This is a genomic window from Binatus sp. (SeqCode) (assembly GCF_049584895.1).
Classification (GTDB): domain Bacteria; phylum Desulfobacterota; class Binatia; order Binatales; family Binataceae; genus Binatus.
In genome coordinates, this window is the sequence record NZ_JBAUYR010000090.1 from 1 (window position 1) to 20,236 (window position 20,236).

The window sequence follows — 20,236 nt, forward strand, 5'->3', positions numbered from 1 at the left end:
GCGATGCGCAAAGCTGGGACTCAAAGGCGCGATGATCTGGGGAGTGCCGCCGGAGGACAAGCCTTACTACAGCGAGCTCTACGATCCGTTCTGGGCGGCGGCGCAGGAAATGAAGATGCCGCTGTCACTGCACGTCATCACGCAGCGCGACCAGAAGGGACGGCGTCGCGACAAGACCGGCGAGCCCGGGGAAAATCAGCGGGAGGAAAACAACCAGGTCTTGAGCGGCGGCATCAGGATGCTGCTCGGCACGATGCAGCCGGTTTACCAGGTGCAGCGGACGCTCTCGAGCTTCATCTTCGGCAAGGTGTTCGAGCGCTTCCCGGAGCTTCGGGTAGTATCGGCCGAGAACGACACCGGCTGGATCGCGCATTTCATGTACCGCAGCGATCATATGTACGAGAAGTTCGGGACGATGCGCGAGGATACGAAACTCAAGATGAAGCCGTCAGAGTACGTGCGGCGGAATATCTGGGCAACGTTCCAGGACGACGCGATCGGTCCGATGACCTACAAATTCTTTGGCGAAGACAATTACATGTGGGCGTCGGACTTCCCGCATACCGACTCGACCTGGCCCAATTCACTGAAAGTGATCAAGCAGGATTTCGAGGGCGTGCCGGAGCCGGTAACGCGGAAAATCGTGTGCGACAACGCGGCCAAGCTCTATAATATCGATCTGAATTAGCGGGACATTTAAATGAGTGCAGTTGCACAACAGTGGCCGGGCCTAAGCGTGACAATCGCCTGACGAGAGTTTGGCAATACGCATGATGGAGGGACCGCTATGAAACGAGAGATAATCCGCGTTGAGCCCCTGGCGACGTTCCTCGACAAGTATAAGGCGCCGGCCTCAATGGTGACGAAGCACGGCAACACGATTTACGTGTCGGGCGCGCCTCCTTTCGACCCTGAGACGGGCGAGATCTTCAAAGGAGCCATCGAGCGCCAGACCGAACTCGTGCTGGAGCAGATGAAGCTCTGCGTCGAGACGGCCGGCGCATCCCTCGACAACGTGCTCAAGGTGAATGTGTATGTCACTTCCGTCGACATGTTCCCCGCCGTCAACGAGGTCTATCGGCGCTTCTTCCCCAAAGACCCTCCTGCACGGATCTTCATCAATGTCCCAGCCTGGTACGGCGGCTTCGACATCGAGGTGGATTGCGTGGCGACGGTCTGAGGCAAGCTGCACCGTCATAGCCGCCGGAAGAGGAGGGTGTCGTATAAATCGGCGGCTTGGACCAGATGCGTCCGTTCGAGCGATGCGTCGGCGGTTCGAAAGTATTGAATGAAACCGCAACTGAACGAGGAACCACACTGTGGAAGTTGCATTCGGAATCTTCGATCACCTGGAGCGCCGCGATGTTCCTCTCGAGCAGCTATACGAGGAACGTCTGCAACTGATTGAGGCCGCGGATCGGGCTGGAATCTTCTGCTACCACCTCGCCGAGCATCACGCGACGCCACTGGGGATGAGCCCTTGTCCGAGTGTGTTTCTCACCGCGGTCACGATGCGCACTCGCAGGATTCACCTGGGACCGTTGGTGTATCTGCTGCCGCTCTATCACCCGATTCGGCTGGTCGAAGAGATTTGCATGCTCGATCAGCTAAGCGGCGGACGACTTGAGGTAGGCGTCGGGCGCGGCATCTCACCTTACGAACTCGCGTACCTTAATGTGCAGTTCCTCGAGTCGCGCGAGATTTTCGAGGAGTCGCTCAAGGTGATCGTTCAGGGTCTGCGCGAGGGTAAGATTTCGCATCGCGGCGAGCGCTACAGATTCGCCGGAGTGCCGATCGAGGTCGGGACCAAGCAGAAGCCGAATCCACCGTTCTGGTATGGCGCCTCGACTCCGGAGGGTTTGGCTTTTGCCGCACGCCATCGAATGCAGATCGTGACCGGTGGTCCCAACGCGATCGTTAAGGGAACCGCCCGAGCGTATCGCGACTTGCTGGAAACATTTCGCGACCACCCCGACAATCTAAATCCTCACGTCAAGGAGCCAAAGATCGGCGCCGTCCGACACTTCTTCGCTGCCGATTCGGACAAAGAAGCCGAGCAAGTCGCGATACCCGCGTATCGGGTCTACTACAACAACATAGTCAAGCTGTGGCGCGATTTTGGCACCGTCCCAACGCTGTTTACCGACGATCTCCTGCGTGCGCGTTCAGCCGATGCAGCAATAGTCGGCTCCCCGAAATCGGCCCGCGAAAAGATCGCAGCCTATTTTGAGGAAAGCGGGACCAACTACCTGGTGCTGTCCTTTGCGTGGGGCGGCCTGAGCTACGAGCAGTCACGCCATTCGCTCGATTTATTTGTGTCAGAAGTGCTACCGCAATTTGTGAAGCGACCGAATGCTTAAGCTCGCGCTGCTTGATGACTACGCCAGGGTCGCACTTAAATCGGCCGACTGGTCAGTGCTCAAGGGTAAGGCGGAAATTACCGTCTTCGATCGGCATCTGTCCGAGGATGAAGCCGCCGCGCTACTCCGACCTTTCGACGTGCTATGCACTATCCGCGAGCGAATGAGTATCCCGCGGAGCCTGTTCCAGCACCTGCCCAATCTGAAGCTCGTGACGATCATCGGGATGTCGCTGCCCAACCTCGACCTGGCGGCGGCGACCGAGCACGGCGTGATCGTGGCGCATTCCAATTTCGCCAACCCGATCTTCGCCAACATCGCCAGCGCAACGCCGGAACTTACGTGGGGGCTGATGATCGCAACCGTTCGCCATCTGGGCGTCGAGATGCGCCTGATGCGCGAAGGCGGATGGCAGAGCACGGTCGGTAGCATCCTGGCGGGCCGCACGCTCGGACTGCTGGGGCTCGGGCGTATCGGCAAGCGGATGGCCGCGTATGGACGCGCTTTCGGGATGAATGTGATCGCGTGGAGTCAGAATCTCACCGAGGAAACTGCGGCGTCGGTCGGTGCGAGGCGCGTCGAGAAAGATGATCTGTTCCGGCAGGCCGACGTTCTCTCGATTCACCTGGTATTGAGCGATCGCACGCGCGGGCTGGTGACGGGGCGTGAACTCGCGCTGATGAAGCCCGACGCTTACCTGATCAATACCTCGCGCGGGCCGATTGTGGTCGAAGCGGATCTACTCGATGCGCTGCGATCGGGCCGCATCGCGGGCGCGGGAATCGACGTGTTCGACGACGAGCCGCCCGCGGCGGACCATCCTTTCCGCACGATGGACAATGTCGTCGTCACGCCGCATCTCGGCTACGTCACGCACGAGACGATGACCGCATTTTACACCGACACGCTGGACGCCGTGGTCGCCTTCGCCAATGGCGCGCCGATCCGGGTGGCGAATCCGGCGGTACTGGAGCATCCCAAACAGCGAAGCGCGCGATGACCAAACAGCGAAGCGTACGATTAGTTTGTGATTTGACTTTTCGCCGATGCGGTCGCTAGCGTCGGACTACACCGATTTGTCGAACTTCACTGAAGCGCATGGAGGTCCAAGCCAATGGCGAACGACTTTACAATCTGCGTGGGAACCGTGGGCGCTGGCGTATGGTTCAGTCCTGACGGCGGTGACCATTGGCGGCGCAGCAGGATGAAGCTGCCGTTCTATGCCGAGCCCGGCGAAATACAAGTTCGCACACTCGCCGTTTCACCCCACAATCCTCATCACCTGCTCGCTGGCTCCGAAGCGGGACTCTATCGAAGCGAAGACAACGGCGCGAGCTGGGACTGGATCGACTCGCCGATGGAAGGCAAACAGATCTGGTCGGCAACCTTCCATCCCGCCGATCCTGACACGATGCTCGCGGGCACCAAGGAGCCCGGAGTCTACCGAACGAACGATCGCGGCCAGAGCTGGCATCGATTGGCGGTGCCGATGGCCGAGCGATGCCTGGCTGGCGCGCCAAAGGTTACCAATATCCTGATCGATCCGCGTGACAAGCGCACGATTTGGGTGGGTGTCGAAATCGACGGGGTCTATTGCAGCCGCGATGACGGCCAAACGTGGAAACATTCAAAAATCGGTGACAAGGAACTCAACCGCGACGTCCATGGCGTTGCGCTCGCGACGGGACCGCGGACCAAGCTGTTGGTTACGACGCCCGACGGAATCTGGAGCAGCCTTGACGAGGGCGAGTCATGGTCGCTGCACGGGTTCCCCAAGTTCGCAGAACGGGACACGATCTCCTATTGCCGCGGAGTGGCGATCAAGCCCGGAGATCCCGACACGATCTTCGTGGGCAACGGCGACTTCATCCCAGGCAAGCGCGGCGCGATCCAAAGGTCGCGGGACGGCGGCGCCAGTTGGGAAGCATGCAAGCTGCCGGTCGAGCCCAATTCCACGATTTACTGGTTCGGAACAAATCAAGCGAACCCCGACGTCGTCGTCGCCAACAGTCTCCACGGTTACCTGTATTTGAGCACCGATTCCGGCGATTCGTGGACCAAGGTGCGCCGCGAGTTTGGCGAGATTCGCGCTGTCACCTGGGTCCCGAACTAGACCAGCAGGACAGTCCGCCCTACGTCGTGCGAGCAATTGCTCGTAGTCACAGGAGAATCTCATGATCAGCGAAGACTACGTCAGAAAGATTTTCAAGGGACTTGAGCGGGGCGATGGCGCGGGCTTTTTCGAGCATGTAGACGACAAGGTCGACTGGATCGTCGAAGGCACGCATCCGCTGGCCGGTCACTACAAGTCGAAATCTGATTTCCTGGCCGGGACCTTCGCGAAGCTCGGCAAGGTTCTGCCCAACGGCGCTCAACTCGTCGTCGAGCATCTGCTCGTGAAGGATGACCAGGCTGTGGTGGAACTTCACTCCCTGGCCACGGCGAAGAACGGACTGAGATTCGACAACAGATACTGCTGGGTCGTCCACTTCGATGGTGACACCATCGACCGAGTGAGGGCCTATCTCGACTCAGTGATGGTCTTGCGTCTCTTCGAAGAAAACCCGATCTAGCCATCGGTCGTCGGTTGGCGGTTAAGCGGCGCGCGAAGGGAGGCGGACGGTGCCGGTCGCAAGAACGGAGAGTTCGCCGTCCTGTTGCACCGCCTTTTGCGTGATGGTGGCGTAATGCGCACCATCCTCGGTGTAAGTCCGCATGACCTCGCCGTCGATATAAAGGGTATCCCCAACCGGATTGTGGCGGCGGATTTTTACTTCGATATGGCGCAGGAAGCTGCTGTCGCCGGCCCAGTTCGTGAGATGATGGGTCATCCAGGAGCAGCGCTCCGGACCGTAGTCGTAAGCGGCGGGGGTACCGACGAGAGTTGCGAGATCGTCTTCCCAATGGACTCGCTCGGGAACGTCGGGGATGCCAAATTTGTTGACGATCCCGAGGCCGGGATGCTTCTGCAGCTGCTTCCAGGCAAGTTTGTTGGCGCGAATATAAAGACCGCCCCAGCCTTGCGCGAACGCGATGAAGCCGGTGATGGTCATCGGGCCTTTGACCATGGTGTTGAGCTTGTCGCCGACCTTGACGTCTTCGATATAACGCGGAGTTGCGCCGCGGACTTCCTCACCTTCGTAGAGAGCAAAGATTTTCGCGAGGTCCTCGCGGGAATATTTAACCGGAGGCCTCTGCTTGGTCTCAGCGTACTTGGTGCCGCGCTCGCGCGCGGTATCGCGCTCGGTGCGGAAACACCAGCTATCGCCCTCGGCCACCAATTCGCCGCGCTGATTGAGGAACTCGCAACGGTAAATCTGCTGAATCGACCGGCCAGCGAAGCGCGTGTCGTGCTCGACCAAATCCTTGAGCCAGACTTTGGTGGTAAATTCGTCACCGAGAAGCATCGGGCGATGCCAGACCACGTCGATACCGGCGAACATCGCATGGACCCCAGCGAGGCCGCCTACATAGCCACTAAATGAACGGTTGAGAGGGAAGATGAACGAGGGCGGCGCTACCAAGCGCCCATGCGGGCCCTTGGCAGCGTAGGCCGGGTCACACCATAGAGGATTGTCGTCGCCGATACCGTGGGCCCAATGGCGGATATTGTCGCGGCTGGCCTCGTGGCACCAAGGCTCAAGCGAGTCCTCGATGGGAACGTTGATCAGCTTACGAAGGTCGTTCAGATTCTTATCGCCGATGACCGAAAAGCGCTGCTGAGTGGTGGCCATGAAGCACTCCTTGTGAGCCAGGCGGTACCAGTTCCATCTGGGCGGTGGATACAGTCCGCCTAGGTTAAGCGCGGTGCACCAATATACCAACGCCGTTTAATAATTGTCCATTTGCAATCATCAAGCTGCGGAGCCAAGGATTGAAAAATGGCGTCGGACGGTAGTTACGAGGATCACAACGATGGCTATAAATCTCGAAGACAAGGTGAAAGAGCTCGAAGCGAAGGTCGCCGACCTCTACGATCGCGAGGCGCTCCGCGATCTGCGCTATCGCTACCACGAATGTATCAACGAAGCTCAAACGGCGGAGATTCCCGACCTCTTCACCGAGGACGGCGAACTTGATTTCGCGCATCTGGGCAAGGCCAAAGGCCGCGAACAAATCAAGGCATTTTTCTCGGGCCTCGGCCGCGATCGATCCGCACCTGACAACCGCCGCGGTCTTTATCGCGTCCGCCAGTTCATCCATAACCACGTCCTGAAGGTCAACGGTGATCGCGCCAGTGGCTACGCCTACCTGGAAGCCAAGCCGGTTTACAACGGCGAGAGCTACGTCGTCGCGGCTCGCTACAACGACGAGTACGTAAAGCGCGACGGACGCTGGCGCTTCAGCAAAATGAGTCTGACTCCATTCTTCATGGTCCCGCTGAAAGAAGGATGGGCCGGCGACGACCTCCTGAAGATGGGTCGCTAGCAGCAAAGAAATATTGGCGGCTACGAGGGAGTGTTATGAAAACAGATGGCGGCGTTCTGACCGGACTGAAAGTGATCGACTGTGCGACTTATGTAGCCGGGCCGGCGGCTGCCACTATCCTGTCCGACTTCGGCGCCGACGTAATCAAAGTCGAACGGCCACCAGACGGCGATCTCTGGCGTACGTTCTCCTCAGTTCCCGGTTATCCAAGTACGGATTTCCACTACACCTGGCTGCTGACCAGTCGTAACAAGCGAAGCATCGTGCTCGATCTGATCAAGCCGGCCGGGCGCGACGCGCTGCTCAAGCTGGTCGCAGGCGCCGACGTGTTCGTCACTAACTTCCAACTTTCGTTGCTCGCAAAATTTCAACTGACGTGGGACGACCTTAGTCGCGTCAATCCGCGGCTGGTCTATGCGCTGATCACCGGCTACGGCGAGAAGGGCGCGGATGCGGATGCGCCGGCCTTCGATGGGCTCGCATACTGGGCGCGTTCGGGCCTGATGACGAGCGTTACCGGTGCCGACGGTACTCCGGCCGGCGCTCGTCCCGCGATGGGTGATCATCCGACTGCGGCAACATTGTTCGGCGCGATCATGCTCGGACTGTATCGCCGCGAACGTACGGGAAAGGGATCCAAGGTGAGCACCTCGCTGATGGCAGCGGGAGCCTATGCGAACAGCGTCGATATCCAGGCCAAGCTATGCGCGGCGCAGTTTCCGCAGCGCAAGCCCGGAGCGCGCCCGCTGAATCCTCTGATCGCCGCATATCCTAGCAGCGATCAACACGCCATGATCATCGCGCTGCTCGACCCGGAGCGCGAGTTTGTGCGCCTGTGCCAGGCATTGGATGAACCCGAGCTTGCGACCAGCCCGCTCTTCGCGACGCATGAAGCACGAGTGGAGAACGCCGCCGAGCTGCATGCGATCTTGCTCTCGCAATTCGAATCGAAACCGCTGAGTCATTGGCGCGAGAAATTTCGTACTTACGATATCAAGTGGTCGCCGCTTCCTACGCTCGACGAAGCGGTTCGCGATCCGCAGATGCGCGATTGCGGCGCGATCACAAATTTCGAATATCCCGGCCATGGCGTGATCGAAACCGTGAGCAGTCCAATCTTCGTCGCCGACAGCGAAAAACAGAAGCCACGCACACCACCCGACTACGGCGCACATACACGCGAGGTCCTCAAGGAGGTGGGGTATAGCGCGGCCGAGATCGACCGCCTGATTCAATCCGGTGCAGCCGCTGCGAAATAGGAAGGTCGCGGAAATTGATTCTGGAGAGAGGAGGAAGGTTGCAAATGAATCCGTGTGGTGGGAACACATTGCTGGGAGGTGCGCGATGTTAACACCACACGAGCAGGACATAATTCGGCGCTGGAATGAATTCTATTTGAAGCCGGACCAGGGATCTCTTCTCGAGCAGAGAAAGAGGCTCGCCGACTATTTCGAGGAGTTCAATGCCAATCCGCCCGTGATCGGTGCGTATCACGAAGGGGTGCAGCTCAAGGCCGAGCTCTACGCCGATATTGCAGTGCCGAAAGGCAGCGCACCTTTTCCGGTCGTAATCTACATTCATGGCGGCGCGTGGACGCGTGGCAGTTCCACCACGCATCGCAAGCTCGTGAAGCAGTTCGCCGAGGCGGGGTATTTAACCATCGCGCCTAACTACCGACTCGCGCCGGAGAACCCATTTCCGGCCGGGTTCGACGATTGCGTGTTCACGTCGCACTGGGCGGCGGAGAACGCTGGCCGCTTTGGCGGCGATGCGACGCGGATGGCGATGGGCGGCGATTCGGCCGGTGGCAATCTGACCGCGGCAGTATTGCCGGCGATCGCTTCCTCTCAGCGGGGGCCAAAATTCAAAGCGGCGATCCTGATTTATGGCGCGTTCGATTTTGTGGGCCTTATGGCAATGGCAAAGGGAGCGGTCGAACCGTTGGCCAAGGCCTATCTCGGTGCCAACTATCCCGAGGCCCTGGACGATCCGCGGGTGAGTCCGATTCGCGCAATCAAGCCGGGCGCGTTACCGCCGACCTTCATCATCGCAGGCACCGCAGATGGCATCGTGGGAGAATCGCGCACTGTTGCCGACGCAATCAGTCGAGCGGGAATCGAGAACGAATTGCAGATACTCGACGACATGCCGCACGCGTTCATGCAAATGACGGAGCTCGCGGGGTGTCGCGACGGACTGCGGCTTATGTTCGACTTCCTGCGGCGTCACGTTTAGTTATGGCGGATACGACTGGCAAGTCGAACATAACGGGCAGCAGCTTGAAGGTGCGCGAGCCCTTGGTGGTAACCGCCGAACGAATCGCGAACTTTTGCATCGCAGTCGGCGAGACCAATCCTCTCTATGTCGATCCTGCGGCGGCAGCGGCGGGTCCTCACCTCGGGATCATCGCTCCACCCGCTTTCGTGGCTGCGTTCCGTTACGCGGACGATGTTTTCGAGAGTCTGCCGGCTTTTGCTCGAGGCGGACTCATGGCCGGTATCGACATCGAACTGCACGCGCCGATTCGTGCGGGCGACTCAATTCACGTTTCCTCCGTACTGAAGGAGACCTACGAAAAAACCGGTCGTACCGGAACGATGATCTTTGCGGTGGTACGTTCGACGCTCACCAATCAGAAGGGCGAAGTCGTCGCACACGTCGATCATCGCATGATGAACCGCCCGAAAAACCGAAAAACTTCGGCCGCTAGTCGGCGCTGACCCGGCGCGCGTTTACGGAATCAGCAGGAGCTTGCCGGTGGAGCGGCGCGATTGCAGGAAGCGCACCGCTTCGGCCGCCTCCGCGAGTGCGAAGGTTTTGCCAATCGGAATCGTAAGGCGACCCTCGCGCGCGAGCTGGAAAACCGCATTGAGGCCACGCCGATGTATCTCGCGCATCGCATACACCATCGGGACGACGAAGCCGCTGACCTTGAGCGACTTCGCCAACAGATGGCGGCGAATATCGAGTGGATCCGGCGCTCCGCCCGCGCTTCCGTAAAGTATCAGATGGCCGAAGGGAGCGAGGCAGGCGAGACCCTTCTCGAAGGTCGGCTTCCCGACCGCGTCGAGGATCAGATCGACCCCGCGGCCGTTGGTGATACGCATCGTCTCGACGGCGAAATCATGCGTCGCGTAGTTGATGACTTCCTGCGCGCCGAACTTCAGGACGAGGTCGGCTTTGTCATTGCTCGAGACGGTTCCGATCACGTGCGCGCCCGCCGCGTACGCGATCTGAACCGCCGCGATTCCTACGCCACCCGCGGCAGAATGCACCAGGACGATCTGATTCGCGTTGGTGTTGTGACACGAATGAATCAGGTGCCATGCGGTCAGCACCGCGATTGGAAACGCCGCGGCCTGCTCGAAGGTCGTCGCGTCGGGAATTGGAATGACCCGCGAGGCGCGTATCCGTGTGAACTCCGCATACGCGCCCATGCCGATGTAGGCGACGCGCATTCCCGGCGCCAGGCCGGTGACATCCGGCGCCACGGCCTCGATGACCCCCGCCGCTTCCATCCCGGGAATGTCGGGGAAAACCGGCTTCACCAGGTACTGGCCCTGGATGAAGAAGACGTCGCCGTAGTTCAGCGCGATCACGCGATTCTCGACGACGACCGTGCCGGGTCGTAATTCCGGCTTTGGCACTTCGCGCAGTTCCAACACCTCGGGTCCGCCGAGGCGGTCAAATTGGATGGCTTTCATCAGCAGCGCCGCCGAAATTGAAAGCGGGAGCGGATTCGCCGCTCCCGCGTTGGGTTCGACGATCAGTCCAGTCTCAGGCGCGTCCGTGACGCAGCAGCTTGCCGGAGGTTTCCCCGGTGCATTTGTCGTCGGCGAAGGTCTCGACCCCGTTCACGATAATTGAACGATAGCCCTTCGCATGCTGCACGCGGCGCCATTCGCCGCCCGGCAGATCCTCGGTTACTTCACCAATCCAATCCGGCTCGATGTCCAGGCCATCCAGATCGTAGACGACGACATCAGCCCATGCGCCTTCGCGCAGCACTCCTCGATCGCGGAAACCGGCCGCGTGTGCAGGCAGGGCAGAGAGGCGATAGTGCGCCTCTTCTAGCGTCACGCGCTGCTCGTCGCGAACCATCCAGCGGAGAAAGTCGGTAGTGAAGGAGCCACCGGTGAAGAACTTCGTATGCGCGCCGCCGTCGGAAACGCCGGGGAAGGTGTACATCGATCCGTTAATGATCTCGGCATTGAACTCCGCGTTGAACTGTGGCTCGGCCTGGAGGAATTCAGCCTTCAAATCGGTGGCGAGCGACAGATCGATCATCACATCAACTGGATGTCGCCCTTCTTCCTGGCCGATTTGCCCGAGTGATTTGCCGACGTACTTTTCGAGCTCGGGCTTGTTCTCGACCCATGAGACTACCAGCTTCACCAGCCGGCCGCCGATGCCCGGGGCATTCTTATCTAGCGCAGCCATCGAGCGGTCGCTCTTAACTGCCTCGCGGATCGCGGGATACTTCATCTTGGCTATCTTCTCTTCCCTGGAACCGGTCGTCATATCACGCCACGGGGGCGCCATGTCGTAGAGATTCCAATGCTCGAGCGTAAACGCAAAGCCGCTGCGGACGGTGCCGGCCTGGCCGAAGATCGGCAGACCCTTGGCGCGCGCGTTACGCAGCCAATTGAGGCTCTTGCGATGGATATCGGCGTTGCGCGTACTTGCGGTGATCGCCTGGAACAAGATCGGACGTTGCGCCTCGCCGGCGAGTTTCTCGACAAACGCCAAGTCTTCCTTGATATGACCGGTGGCCTGCGTGATCTCGATGAAACCCTCGTCGCGCGCGCGCAAAACGCCGGCCAGATTCAGGATGTCCTGGTCGCACATCGTGTCGGTCACCATCGGCGATCCGTCGAAGTCCGCCTGCGCAGAATGCTTGCCGAGGCGCTGTATCGAGAAGCCGCAGAGGCCGGCATCCATGCCTTCGTTGAGGAGCCGTCTCATCTCGGCCCGTTCCGCTTCGGTGGCCGGACGAGTTTTCGCGGCGTCCAGACCCATGACGTAGGTCATTAACGACGCGGTCGGCATGTACTGAATGCAATTGACGCCCTTGGGTGTGCGATCGAGCGAATCGAGGTATTGGGGAATCGTTTCCCAATCCCAGCTCATGCCGGCTTTCATCGATTCGTAGGGAATCGCCTCGGTGCGCGTCATTGTGAGCATCGAGCGATCGCGGAAGTCGGGCTTCACCGGAGCGAAGCCGAAGCCGCAGTTGCCGAGCACCACGGATGTCACGCCGTGCCATCCGGAAATAGTGCACCAGGGATCCCACCTGATCTGCGCGTCATAGTGCGTGTGCAGGTCGATGAATCCGGGAGCGACGATCAGACCATCAGCGTCGATGACTTTCTTCGCAAAGCCGGGGGCGCGGCCGCCGATCTGCGCGATTCTGCCATCCTTGATCCAGACGTCGCCGCGAAAACGTGGCACTCGTGTTCCATCAACTACGGTGCCGCCTTTGATGTGTAGATCGAATTCCGCCATTGTTCCCTCCTCGTGCGGGTTAGGGCAATTCGAACTGTTGTTGCGGTCTCGCGCCGGCAGCGCGGCTTATCCCAAACAAGACAGATTCTTATGCAAGTGCAGGTGGAAATTCAAACTCAAAGTCGCCGACGATTGCCTCAAGTAGTCGGAACATCGACAGCGCGCGAAAAATGTCCAGTCTTTGTGGGGCAATAAAAGGCCACGCACTTTTGTGCCGTCAGTTCTCACGCCTTATTCGACGAGACCCAAATTGCCGATGCTTTTATAATACGAGATAGCTGCGAACTATGCCTTCTTCGACGCCGCAGGAGGTATCTCCCCGATGAGCGAAAGTCCCGAGCGAAAAACTATTGGAAGCCTGATGCCTGTGATCTCCCGACGCGACTTTATCAAAGGGGTCATTGTTGGCGGCGCGGCCGTCTCGTCGGCGGGCTATCTATTCCGTGCCTCCACACTGCTGGCTCAATCCGGTGTCGCTGGCGCACGGCTGCTTACGATCAATGTCAATGGGCAGAATCGGCGCGCGGACGTAATGAAGCAGGAGACGCTCGCATGGACGCTGCGCCATAAACTGGGCCTGACCGGTACAAAATTAGGTTGCGACCGGGCCGAATGCGGATCGTGCACCGTGCTGATTGACGACGTGCCTCATTACGCATGCTCGGTGCTCACGCACACGGTGCGCAGTCGGAAAGTTCTAACGATCGAAGGTCTGGCGAACGCCGATGGAACGCTGCACCCGATACAGCAGGGCGTCGTCGAGGAACAAGGATTCCAGTGCGCGTTCTGCATGCCCGGCTTCATCATGGCATCCGTCGCATTTTTGAAGTCGAATCCGAATCCAACGCGGGCAGAGTTGGCCAACGGCATCTCGGGCAACCTGTGCCGATGTCAGGACTACGACAAGATCCTCACGGCGCTGATGCGCGGGGCTGAAAATTTGAGGAAGACCAGCCATGTCTGAAAACAATGGTCCGAATCCCGACCAGCCCGCGCGCGAGTACGGCGTCGGGCGCAAGCTGATCGGCAAAAATTACGAAACCCCGGACTTGTACGCGAAGGTCACGGGACAAGCAAAGTATGCCGAGGACTACCATGCCGATGGCATGCTGTTCTGCAAGTTGTTGCTCAGCCCGATGCCGCATGCACGCGTAAAGAGCATCGACGCGCGCGAAGCGCTTGCGATGCCTGGTGTGCGCGCAATTCTTACGGCGGATGATGTACCACCGCCGGCCGACAGCCTCACCGACAACGGCACGGTGATCAAAGCTAACCCGAAGAGCGAACGCGCACTCACAAAGGAGCCGGTTTACCAGGGCGAGCCGATCCTCGCCGTCGCCGCGGTTGACGAACTCACGGCGGCTGACGCGATCGAGAAGATTCAGGTTGAGCTCGAGCCGCTGCCGTTCGTGCTCGATCCGCTCGAAACGCTGCGCCCGGGTGGCCCGAATCCAAGACTGGATGGGAACATCTGGGTCATGCCTGCAGGGTCCTCGCCGGGAGCGCCAGCAACTAAGCCGCCAACTATGGGCGAGCTCAAGTGGACCGAGGAGGATTTCGCAAACGCCAAGGACGGTCAGTTGCCGATGGGCAAGACTCCGGACCAATGGACGTTCGGCGATCTCGACGCGGGCTTCCAAAGTGCGGCGCTGGTGCTTGACGAAACCTTTGTCACTCCGGACACGAGTCATCAGACACTCGAAACGCGCAGCGCGATGGCCTACTGGCAGAATGGCAAGGTCTACATGTACACGGGCACGCAGAGCACCGCGCAGACCGTGCCGGCGATCGCAAGATGGCTGCATATCGACAAAAGCAAAGTCGTGCTGATTAGCGAATACACCGGGGGCGGCTTCGGCAGCAAAGTCACGGCCGGCGTGTCGCTGGTAATCCCCGCGCTTCTATCGAAGAAAGCGAACGCGCCGGTGATGATGCGCATCAGCCGCGAGGAAGAGACCTTCATCGGCCGCGCGCGTCCCAGTCTTATGGGCCGCATGAAGGTCGGCTTCTCGCGAGAGGGACGGATAGTCGCGCTCGATATGTTCGTTATTTCGAACAACGGCCCCTACGACGCGCAGGGCGATGTCCCAACCTCAGGCCGTATCGTTTCGCTGCTCTATCAGCCCCAAGCGATGCGATGGCGCGGGGCCACGATCCTGACTAACACTCCGCCCCGCAGCGCGCAGAGTTCGCCGGGCGGCCTGCAGGGCATCATGATCATCGAACCGATCATCGCGAAGGCTGCGCGCAAGCTCGGGCTGGACCAGGTGGCGATCAGGCGTATCAACTGTCCCGAGGGCAAGGCGCCATTCGGCGGCCCGGTAAATGGAACGCGGCAGCATGCAACCAGCGCATTTCTCAAAGAGGCCCTCGATCGCGGCGCGGAGCAGTTCAAATGGCAGGACAGGGTAGCACGGAGTCCGAAACGGATCGGCTCGAAGGTGCGCGGCGTCGGCGTCTCGCTCAGTTGTTTCGTGGGCGGCACGATCGGCTTCGACGGACTTCTCATTATAAAGCCGGACGGCCGCGTCACCTTCCAGTCCGGCATCGGCAACCTGGGAACTGAATCTGTAATCGACGTCCATCGCGCGGGTGCGGAAGTTCTGGGAGTGCCATGGGAAAAGTGCGACGTCGTCTGGGGCAACACTGCCAACAATCTTCCGTTCACCTGCGTGTCGGGCGGCAGCCAGACGACTCATGCGATGACTCGCGCCGCGTACGCGACCGCGATGGACGCGAGGAAGAAGCTGCAGGAGATCGCGGCGAGGAGTCTTGGCGGCGGACCCGAGGATTACGAGGTCGCGGGCGAGCGCGTCTTCCGCAAGGGCGACGGCCGCGGCATGACGTTAGCGCAGGCGGCGCAACACGCGATTCAACTTGGCGGTATCTATGACGGCCACGAATCGGCGCCTGACTTGCACAAATTGACCAAGGATTCCATTGCAGCATTCGCGGGCCAAGGCCTGGTCGCTGCCGCCAAAGATAACTACGGGCGCGACGGCCAAACTTTCTCGTATGTAGCGAGCTTCGCTGAAGTCGAAGTCGACGTCGAGACCGGCAAATACGACATCGTGGATTTCCTCGCCTACGCCGACGTCGGCTCGGTGATACATCCGCGATCGCTCGGCGGCCAGGTTCTCGGCCGATCAGTTCTGGGGATGGGCCATGCGATAGGCCAGAAGTGGGTGTACGACCCTCACTACGGCGCGATGCTTTCGACGCGGTTCTATCAGAACAAGCCGCCAACCATCCTCGACGTGCCGGTGAACATGCAGTGGGGCGCGCTGGATATTCCCGATCCGGAAACTCCAGTGGGCGCGCGAGGTGTCGGCGAGCCTCCGGTTGGGGGAGGATGCGCCTCCATCTTGAATGCGCTGTCGGATGCGCTCGGCGACGAAATTTTTCGGCGCGCGCCGGTCAACCTCGACACCATCCTGACTTCGCTCGAAGCCGGGCGTCCGATGCAACATCCGCTGATGGCTTACATCTAACAGGAGACAGTTATGGCGGTAATTCGAGACGTGATGCCGGCGTTCGAACTGCTTCAGCCAGATTCGATTGCCGAGGCGCAGAGACTGCTCGAACAGAACGGAAGCGACGGCTGGGCGCTGGCCGGAGGCCTCGACAGCTTCGACTGGCTCAAGGACCGCATCAAGCGCCCGAAGACCGTGATCGATCTAAGCGGGGTCGAGGAACTTCGCGGAATCCGCACCACCAGCGACGGTATCGAAATCGGCGCGATGACCACACTGACCGAAGTCGCGCAGCATCCCGAAATAAGGGAGAAGTACTCACTGCTGGCGCAGGCCGCAGAGCTGGTAGCGTCGCCGCAGATCCGGAACCAGGGCACTATCGGCGGTAACGTTTCGCAGGATGCGCGATGCTGGTACTACCGCGCAGGCTGGCCCTGCTATCGTGCCGGCGGAAACATCTGCTATGCCGACACACCTGAGGGCCGCAATCGTGAGCACGCGATTCTGCACGCGGATCGATGCGTCGCAGTAAATCCTTCCGACACCGCTCCGGCACTGATCGCGCTCGACTCGAAATTCGTAATCAGCACGCCAAAAGGGCAGCGCGTCGTGGATGCAGAGGAATATTTCATCGGTCCCGACATCGACATCACGCGGCTGCATATCCTGCAGCCCGGCGATTTGCTGACGGCTATTCGAATTCCGTCCACGTGGGCCGGTGCCAAGTTCTATTTTGAAAAAGTACGCGACCGGAACGTATGGGATTTTCCGCTGCTGAATGTTGCCTCTGCCATGACAATATCCGGCGGCAGGATCCACGACATCCGCATCGCAGTGAACGCTGCTGCTGCTCGTCCGCTACGCCTCAAGGATGTCGAAAGGGCTGTGCGTGGCATGCCGCCGAACGCTGCCACCGGTGAGATGGCCGGTGAGCAGGCAGTGCGAGGCGCGGTCCCGCTCCAGTTCAATGCCTACAAGATTCCGCTGATGAGAAATCTGGTGAAGCGCGCTATCAGCGGCGTGGAGCAAGCGACATGAGTTTCATTCAATGGGCTATCGACCCGTGGGGACTAACAGTGCCGATTCACATCGCATGGTTCCTGATATGGGTGGCAGCGATTGCGGGATTCGCGTTCTTCATAGTTCACGCCACCTACGTGCGATACTTCGCCAAGCCGAGGCAGTTCGCGCCGGAAACTCCGCCGCCTGTTCCATCCGAAATACCAGCACGCGTACCTCGGCATTCGCAGGTGGCGCGCGCATTCCACTGGGTCATGGCAGTATCGATGCTGACGCTACTGTTCACTGCTTTCCTTCCCAGGGTAGGTGTCCAATTTAATTGGGTGATCTATCATTGGATCGCGGGAACTGTGCTGACCGCGTCGATTCTCTTTCATATCTTCCATGCCTCGTTCTGGCTGGACTTCTGGTCTATATGGCCAGACAGAATCGACATGACCGACGCTTACCACCGAGTATTGCGGGCTATAGGACGTCCGGCGCCGCCGCCCAGGAAGTTCGCCAAGTATCCACTCGAGAACAAGCTCTACCATGGCGCAATCATTGTGGCCGGCCTGTGCGCGATAGGCACCGGCGTGTTCATGATGTTTCGCGTGCGCACGATCTTTTTTCCCCGTAACCCATACCTGTTCAGCGATATGACCTGGGGCATGATCTATGTGCTACACGGTCTGGCGGGGGTAGGGCTGATCGCATTGATCATGGTGCATATCTACTTCGGGATTCGGCCGGAGAAGCGCCCGATCACAAAATCGATGATATACGGCTGGATGAGTCGCGAGTTTTACCTGGAAGAGCACGATCCCGAGCGATGGGTTGTCAGCCCGCCGAACGCGGCTAACCGAACCGAAGAGCGAGGACTAAGCGATGCCCGCGGAAATCCTTGAGCACTGCAACACCGTCGAAGAGTGCTACGAATTCATGCTGGCATACGCTGCGCAAGGACATCCGAGCGATCAGGGCAGCAAGTCAGGCGCACAGATTCGTGAATTTCTGCAGCGCGCTGCAACTGCTATAGCGGCGCTGGCCGAAGCATGTCCGAAGGTTGTGAAAGACGAGCGCCTCGAGCCGGCCGATAAATATCACGCATTCTTCGCTGTCCTGGACCGCGACGCGCGAGACTCGCTGGCAGCTATCGATCTGGTGCTCGCCCAGTCCTCCATCAGTTCCCAACTGGTCGACAATCTGAACGCTTCCGTCCACCTCCGCGCGTTGCTCACGGATATGTTCCTGCTGAGCGACATCCTGAGGTCGCAAGTCGCGTCTCGGCAAATTCGTTGAGACCCGGGAGAGTGGCCCGAGCCTGGGATGATCTGGCTTCGCCGGGGACCGGGGAAGCTCGCTTATCGACGCGAGGACCGAGTTCGATTTATTTCGGTAAGTTCCGGGATTTTCGGAGAAAGCAGATGCGACGGCGCGCGAAACTAACGTAAATTAGGTTCTTTTTCACGGCTCAAAATTTGCACCTCTATGGTTAGTCCCGCTTGGAGGGTGAGATGGTGAACGCTAAAGCCGTCGATGAAAGACTGGTGCTTGTGGTCGATGACGATTCTGGTAACCGGGAAACCATGTCCGAACTGCTCGATAATAAAGGTTATTCGGTTCTGCAGGCAGAGAACGGTCAACGGGCGCTGGATATATTGAAAAAAAATCCGCAGCACCCCTGTTTGGTCGTGCTGGATATGGCGATGCCAATCATGGATGGGCGCGGATTCCTCAAACGGCGTGCTCACGACCCTGACCTGCGCAACATCCCAGTAGTGGTAGTTTCCGGAAACTCACAAAAGGGAGCGCCACTTCAGGGAATCGACGCCTACTTTCGGAAGCCGGTTGATGTCGAGCGCCTGATCGAAGTGATCGATCAGCACTGCTGAAGTCGCTCTCATATACGGTTTAGTCGGGATACTCCGCCGACCCCTGCACCCATAGAAATGATTGGATATCAATCATGTCTCTCGGCTTCAGGTCCGAGAGATCCCGTCGGACCAGCGCGGCAAAATCCAGTACATGTCTATAGCTCTGCCACGAAGGTCGCGAAACATAATGTAGCGGGTATCCATACATGCGGGCGGCGACGCGCGTAACGGTAGGCTTATAGAAAAAATGGACGCGGGGGAGAGCGATAAATCCAAAGACGGTGACAATCGGCCAGGTGAGCACGCGCGTCTTGACCCGCGGCAGCGAAGCAACCACGTCGCACCAACGTTCAAACTTGTCTTCGTCGCGATCGTGGCCATAGACGAGATCGCGCAAGCCGTGGGCAAACGCGGCTGCAGCCGCCTTCGTTCTGACAGCATCGCGCAGGGCCATTTTTTCGAATGAAAAAATAAGGTTGGTGCGCGATTCTATTCGAACCGCGCGCAGCGCAATTTCTTCGAACTTATTCGCGCGCAACAGCAACATGAACCCCTGATGGTTGAGCATCTCGTTCCAACTGCGATGTGCTGCGACCTTATAATCGCGCTCCCAGGCCAAGTAGTTGTCGTCCATGAACCCGTTCGGGAAGTATCTAAGGAATTTCCGACGACAACGAAGAGCGCCGCTCGATTGCAGGACCTTGTTTTTGTCGGCTTCGGCCCTGGCGGTCCGTAAGTGATGTGCACGAATCGCAGCTTTGGTGGTTTGGCCTGAGGTTTGGGTCTTCATGTCCAGTCTCATCGATGACTCGAGGGGAAAGATTTCTGTTGCGCGGATCGCGCGAACAACTGCTGAATAAATTTGCCTCAAAATCAAAAGATAACCACTATTTTTACGTAGACGCGTCGCATGCTTCGGCATCAGGAGGCCATCTATGGATCGCGACGTATGGAATAGCCATCAGTGGGCCAGCGCCCACGGCCGTCAGGTAGAAATCGAGTCGGGCAATCCGCTAGTTCAGCGACATTGCATCAGATGCAGGCGGGATTTCGTCGAGGATCCATCGAGCGGTGAAAGACGCGCCGTTTTTGTCTCGGTATTCAGCTTTCGCATGCTGCCCGAGCAGATCAATCGGCAATGGCTGGCTGAGATGTGTCCGGGGGCACCGCTGCCTCTCGACATCGAAGTCCGTCACAAATTGATTGAAAATCGAATCCGGCAGAGTTGATCCGTACGTCCAAGCAGGGCAAGGCCTGCACCCAATATTAAGAAGACGCGCGCTCGCCAGGCGGTTTCGGCTGGCATCTTATGAAACCGGTTTAGACGCCATGACGCGAAAACCCGCTGGTTCTTAAGCTACACCGAAGTATAGCCCCTCTGAAAATTTTCGCGGTAGGGACTTCTTTTTCGACAGCCTTTTAGCCTACGGCGAAATGCTTTAGGTGAATCCTGCCAACAAAACTCAAGGCGCGCGATGAGAATGATTCGGACGTCAGATCTGAGCGCGTAGGCATATGTACGCTGTGCCAAGTCAGAACGTTGTTGAAATTAGAGGCGAAAATCACTTGCAGTACAGAGCCGTCCATTTTTAAG

Annotated in this window: 21 protein-coding genes; 17 read left to right on the top strand and 4 right to left on the bottom strand. The window is 59.0% G+C overall.

What is annotated here, in order from left to right; genetic code table 11:
• From WB650_RS15865 to WB650_RS15890, 6 genes are all read left to right on the top strand, one after another.
• On the top strand, positions 1-688 hold a 688-nt coding region (locus WB650_RS15865; protein ID WP_423961161.1), incomplete at its 5' end, for an amidohydrolase family protein.
• Between the two features lie 99 nt (positions 689-787).
• Positions 788-1,180 (top strand): RidA family protein, encoded by a 393-nt coding sequence (locus tag WB650_RS15870; protein ID WP_422302800.1) that lies wholly within the window; start codon positions 788-790, stop codon positions 1,178-1,180.
• Between the two features lie 139 nt (positions 1,181-1,319).
• Complete coding sequence (locus WB650_RS15875; RefSeq protein ID WP_422302802.1) at positions 1,320-2,360, top strand: LLM class flavin-dependent oxidoreductase; 1,041 nt, start codon at positions 1,320-1,322, stop codon at positions 2,358-2,360.
• Positions 2,353-3,360, top strand: coding sequence for a D-2-hydroxyacid dehydrogenase family protein (locus tag WB650_RS15880; protein ID WP_422302804.1), 1,008 nt, complete (start codon positions 2,353-2,355; stop codon positions 3,358-3,360). Before WB650_RS15875 ends, WB650_RS15880 begins: the two co-directional genes overlap by 8 nt.
• A gap of 114 nt (positions 3,361-3,474) precedes the next feature.
• The gene (locus WB650_RS15885) at positions 3,475-4,473 is read left to right on the top strand and encodes a WD40/YVTN/BNR-like repeat-containing protein (RefSeq protein ID WP_422302805.1); all 999 of its coding nucleotides are present in this window, start codon (positions 3,475-3,477) and stop codon (positions 4,471-4,473) included.
• Between the two features lie 61 nt (positions 4,474-4,534).
• Positions 4,535-4,933 carry a nuclear transport factor 2 family protein gene (locus tag WB650_RS15890; RefSeq protein ID WP_423961164.1) on the top strand — a complete coding sequence of 133 codons (399 nt, stop codon included), beginning with the start codon at positions 4,535-4,537 and terminating at the stop codon, positions 4,931-4,933.
• A gap of 21 nt (positions 4,934-4,954) precedes the next feature.
• Here the strand turns inward: WB650_RS15890 and WB650_RS15895 are convergent, their stop codons facing one another.
• The gene (locus WB650_RS15895) at positions 4,955-6,094 is read right to left on the bottom strand and encodes an FAS1-like dehydratase domain-containing protein (protein WP_423961166.1); all 1,140 of its coding nucleotides are present in this window, start codon (positions 6,092-6,094) and stop codon (positions 4,955-4,957) included.
• A 181-nt stretch (positions 6,095-6,275) separates the two neighbouring features.
• Between WB650_RS15895 and WB650_RS15900 the strand changes: the two genes are divergently transcribed.
• The 4 genes from WB650_RS15900 to WB650_RS15915 all read left to right on the top strand — a co-directional run bounded on the left by WB650_RS15900 (position 6,276) and on the right by WB650_RS15915 (position 9,508).
• The gene (locus WB650_RS15900) at positions 6,276-6,788 is read left to right on the top strand and encodes a nuclear transport factor 2 family protein (RefSeq protein ID WP_422305659.1); all 513 of its coding nucleotides are present in this window, start codon (positions 6,276-6,278) and stop codon (positions 6,786-6,788) included.
• 35 nt (positions 6,789-6,823) lie between these two features.
• Complete coding sequence (locus tag WB650_RS15905) at positions 6,824-8,047, top strand: CaiB/BaiF CoA transferase family protein (protein ID WP_422305658.1); 1,224 nt, start codon at positions 6,824-6,826, stop codon at positions 8,045-8,047.
• Between the two features lie 85 nt (positions 8,048-8,132).
• On the top strand, positions 8,133-9,023 hold the full coding sequence (locus tag WB650_RS15910) for an alpha/beta hydrolase (protein ID WP_422305656.1): 891 nt from the start codon (positions 8,133-8,135) through the stop codon (positions 9,021-9,023).
• A gap of 2 nt (positions 9,024-9,025) precedes the next feature.
• Positions 9,026-9,508 (top strand): FAS1-like dehydratase domain-containing protein, encoded by a 483-nt coding sequence (locus WB650_RS15915; protein WP_422305654.1) that lies wholly within the window; start codon positions 9,026-9,028, stop codon positions 9,506-9,508.
• A gap of 12 nt (positions 9,509-9,520) precedes the next feature.
• Here WB650_RS15915 and WB650_RS15920 read toward each other — a convergent pair whose 3' ends face one another.
• Entirely contained in the window at positions 9,521-10,492 is a 972-nt protein-coding gene (locus WB650_RS15920) for a quinone oxidoreductase family protein (RefSeq protein WP_422305652.1), read from the bottom strand.
• 73 nt (positions 10,493-10,565) lie between these two features.
• Positions 10,566-12,293, bottom strand: a complete 1,728-nt coding sequence (locus WB650_RS15925; RefSeq protein ID WP_422305650.1) for an N-acyl-D-amino-acid deacylase family protein — start codon at positions 12,291-12,293, stop codon at positions 10,566-10,568.
• Between the two features lie 322 nt (positions 12,294-12,615).
• Here WB650_RS15925 and WB650_RS15930 point away from each other — a divergent pair, with 322 nt between their 5' ends.
• The 6 genes from WB650_RS15930 to WB650_RS15955 all read left to right on the top strand — a co-directional run bounded on the left by WB650_RS15930 (position 12,616) and on the right by WB650_RS15955 (position 18,660).
• Positions 12,616-13,257: a (2Fe-2S)-binding protein gene (locus WB650_RS15930; protein WP_423961170.1), complete on the top strand. Its 642-nt coding sequence runs from the start codon at positions 12,616-12,618 to the stop codon at positions 13,255-13,257.
• Positions 13,250-15,784: a xanthine dehydrogenase family protein molybdopterin-binding subunit gene (locus tag WB650_RS15935; protein ID WP_422303958.1), complete on the top strand. Its 2,535-nt coding sequence runs from the start codon at positions 13,250-13,252 to the stop codon at positions 15,782-15,784. Before WB650_RS15930 ends, WB650_RS15935 begins: the two co-directional genes overlap by 8 nt.
• A 12-nt stretch (positions 15,785-15,796) precedes the next feature.
• Positions 15,797-16,804, top strand: a complete 1,008-nt coding sequence (locus WB650_RS15940; protein ID WP_422303957.1) for an FAD binding domain-containing protein — start codon at positions 15,797-15,799, stop codon at positions 16,802-16,804.
• Entirely contained in the window at positions 16,801-17,673 is an 873-nt protein-coding gene (locus tag WB650_RS15945) for a cytochrome b/b6 domain-containing protein (RefSeq protein ID WP_422303956.1), read from the top strand. The genes WB650_RS15940 and WB650_RS15945 overlap by 4 nt, the downstream gene beginning before the upstream one ends.
• Positions 17,654-18,067, top strand: coding sequence for a hypothetical protein (locus WB650_RS15950; protein WP_422303955.1), 414 nt, complete (start codon positions 17,654-17,656; stop codon positions 18,065-18,067). Before WB650_RS15945 ends, WB650_RS15950 begins: the two co-directional genes overlap by 20 nt.
• Positions 18,068-18,282: 215 nt before the next feature.
• Positions 18,283-18,660 carry a response regulator gene (locus WB650_RS15955; RefSeq protein ID WP_422303954.1) on the top strand — a complete coding sequence of 126 codons (378 nt, stop codon included), beginning with the start codon at positions 18,283-18,285 and terminating at the stop codon, positions 18,658-18,660.
• 19 nt (positions 18,661-18,679) lie between these two features.
• On the opposite strand, the gene WB650_RS15960 is transcribed toward WB650_RS15955, so the two are convergent.
• Positions 18,680-19,564, bottom strand: coding sequence for a hypothetical protein (locus WB650_RS15960; protein ID WP_422303953.1), 885 nt, complete (start codon positions 19,562-19,564; stop codon positions 18,680-18,682).
• 13 nt (positions 19,565-19,577) lie between these two features.
• On the opposite strand from WB650_RS15960, the gene WB650_RS15965 reads away from it, so the two are divergent.
• Positions 19,578-19,871, top strand: coding sequence for a hypothetical protein (locus tag WB650_RS15965; protein ID WP_422303952.1), 294 nt, complete (start codon positions 19,578-19,580; stop codon positions 19,869-19,871).
• Positions 19,872-20,236: the final 365 nt, after the last annotated feature.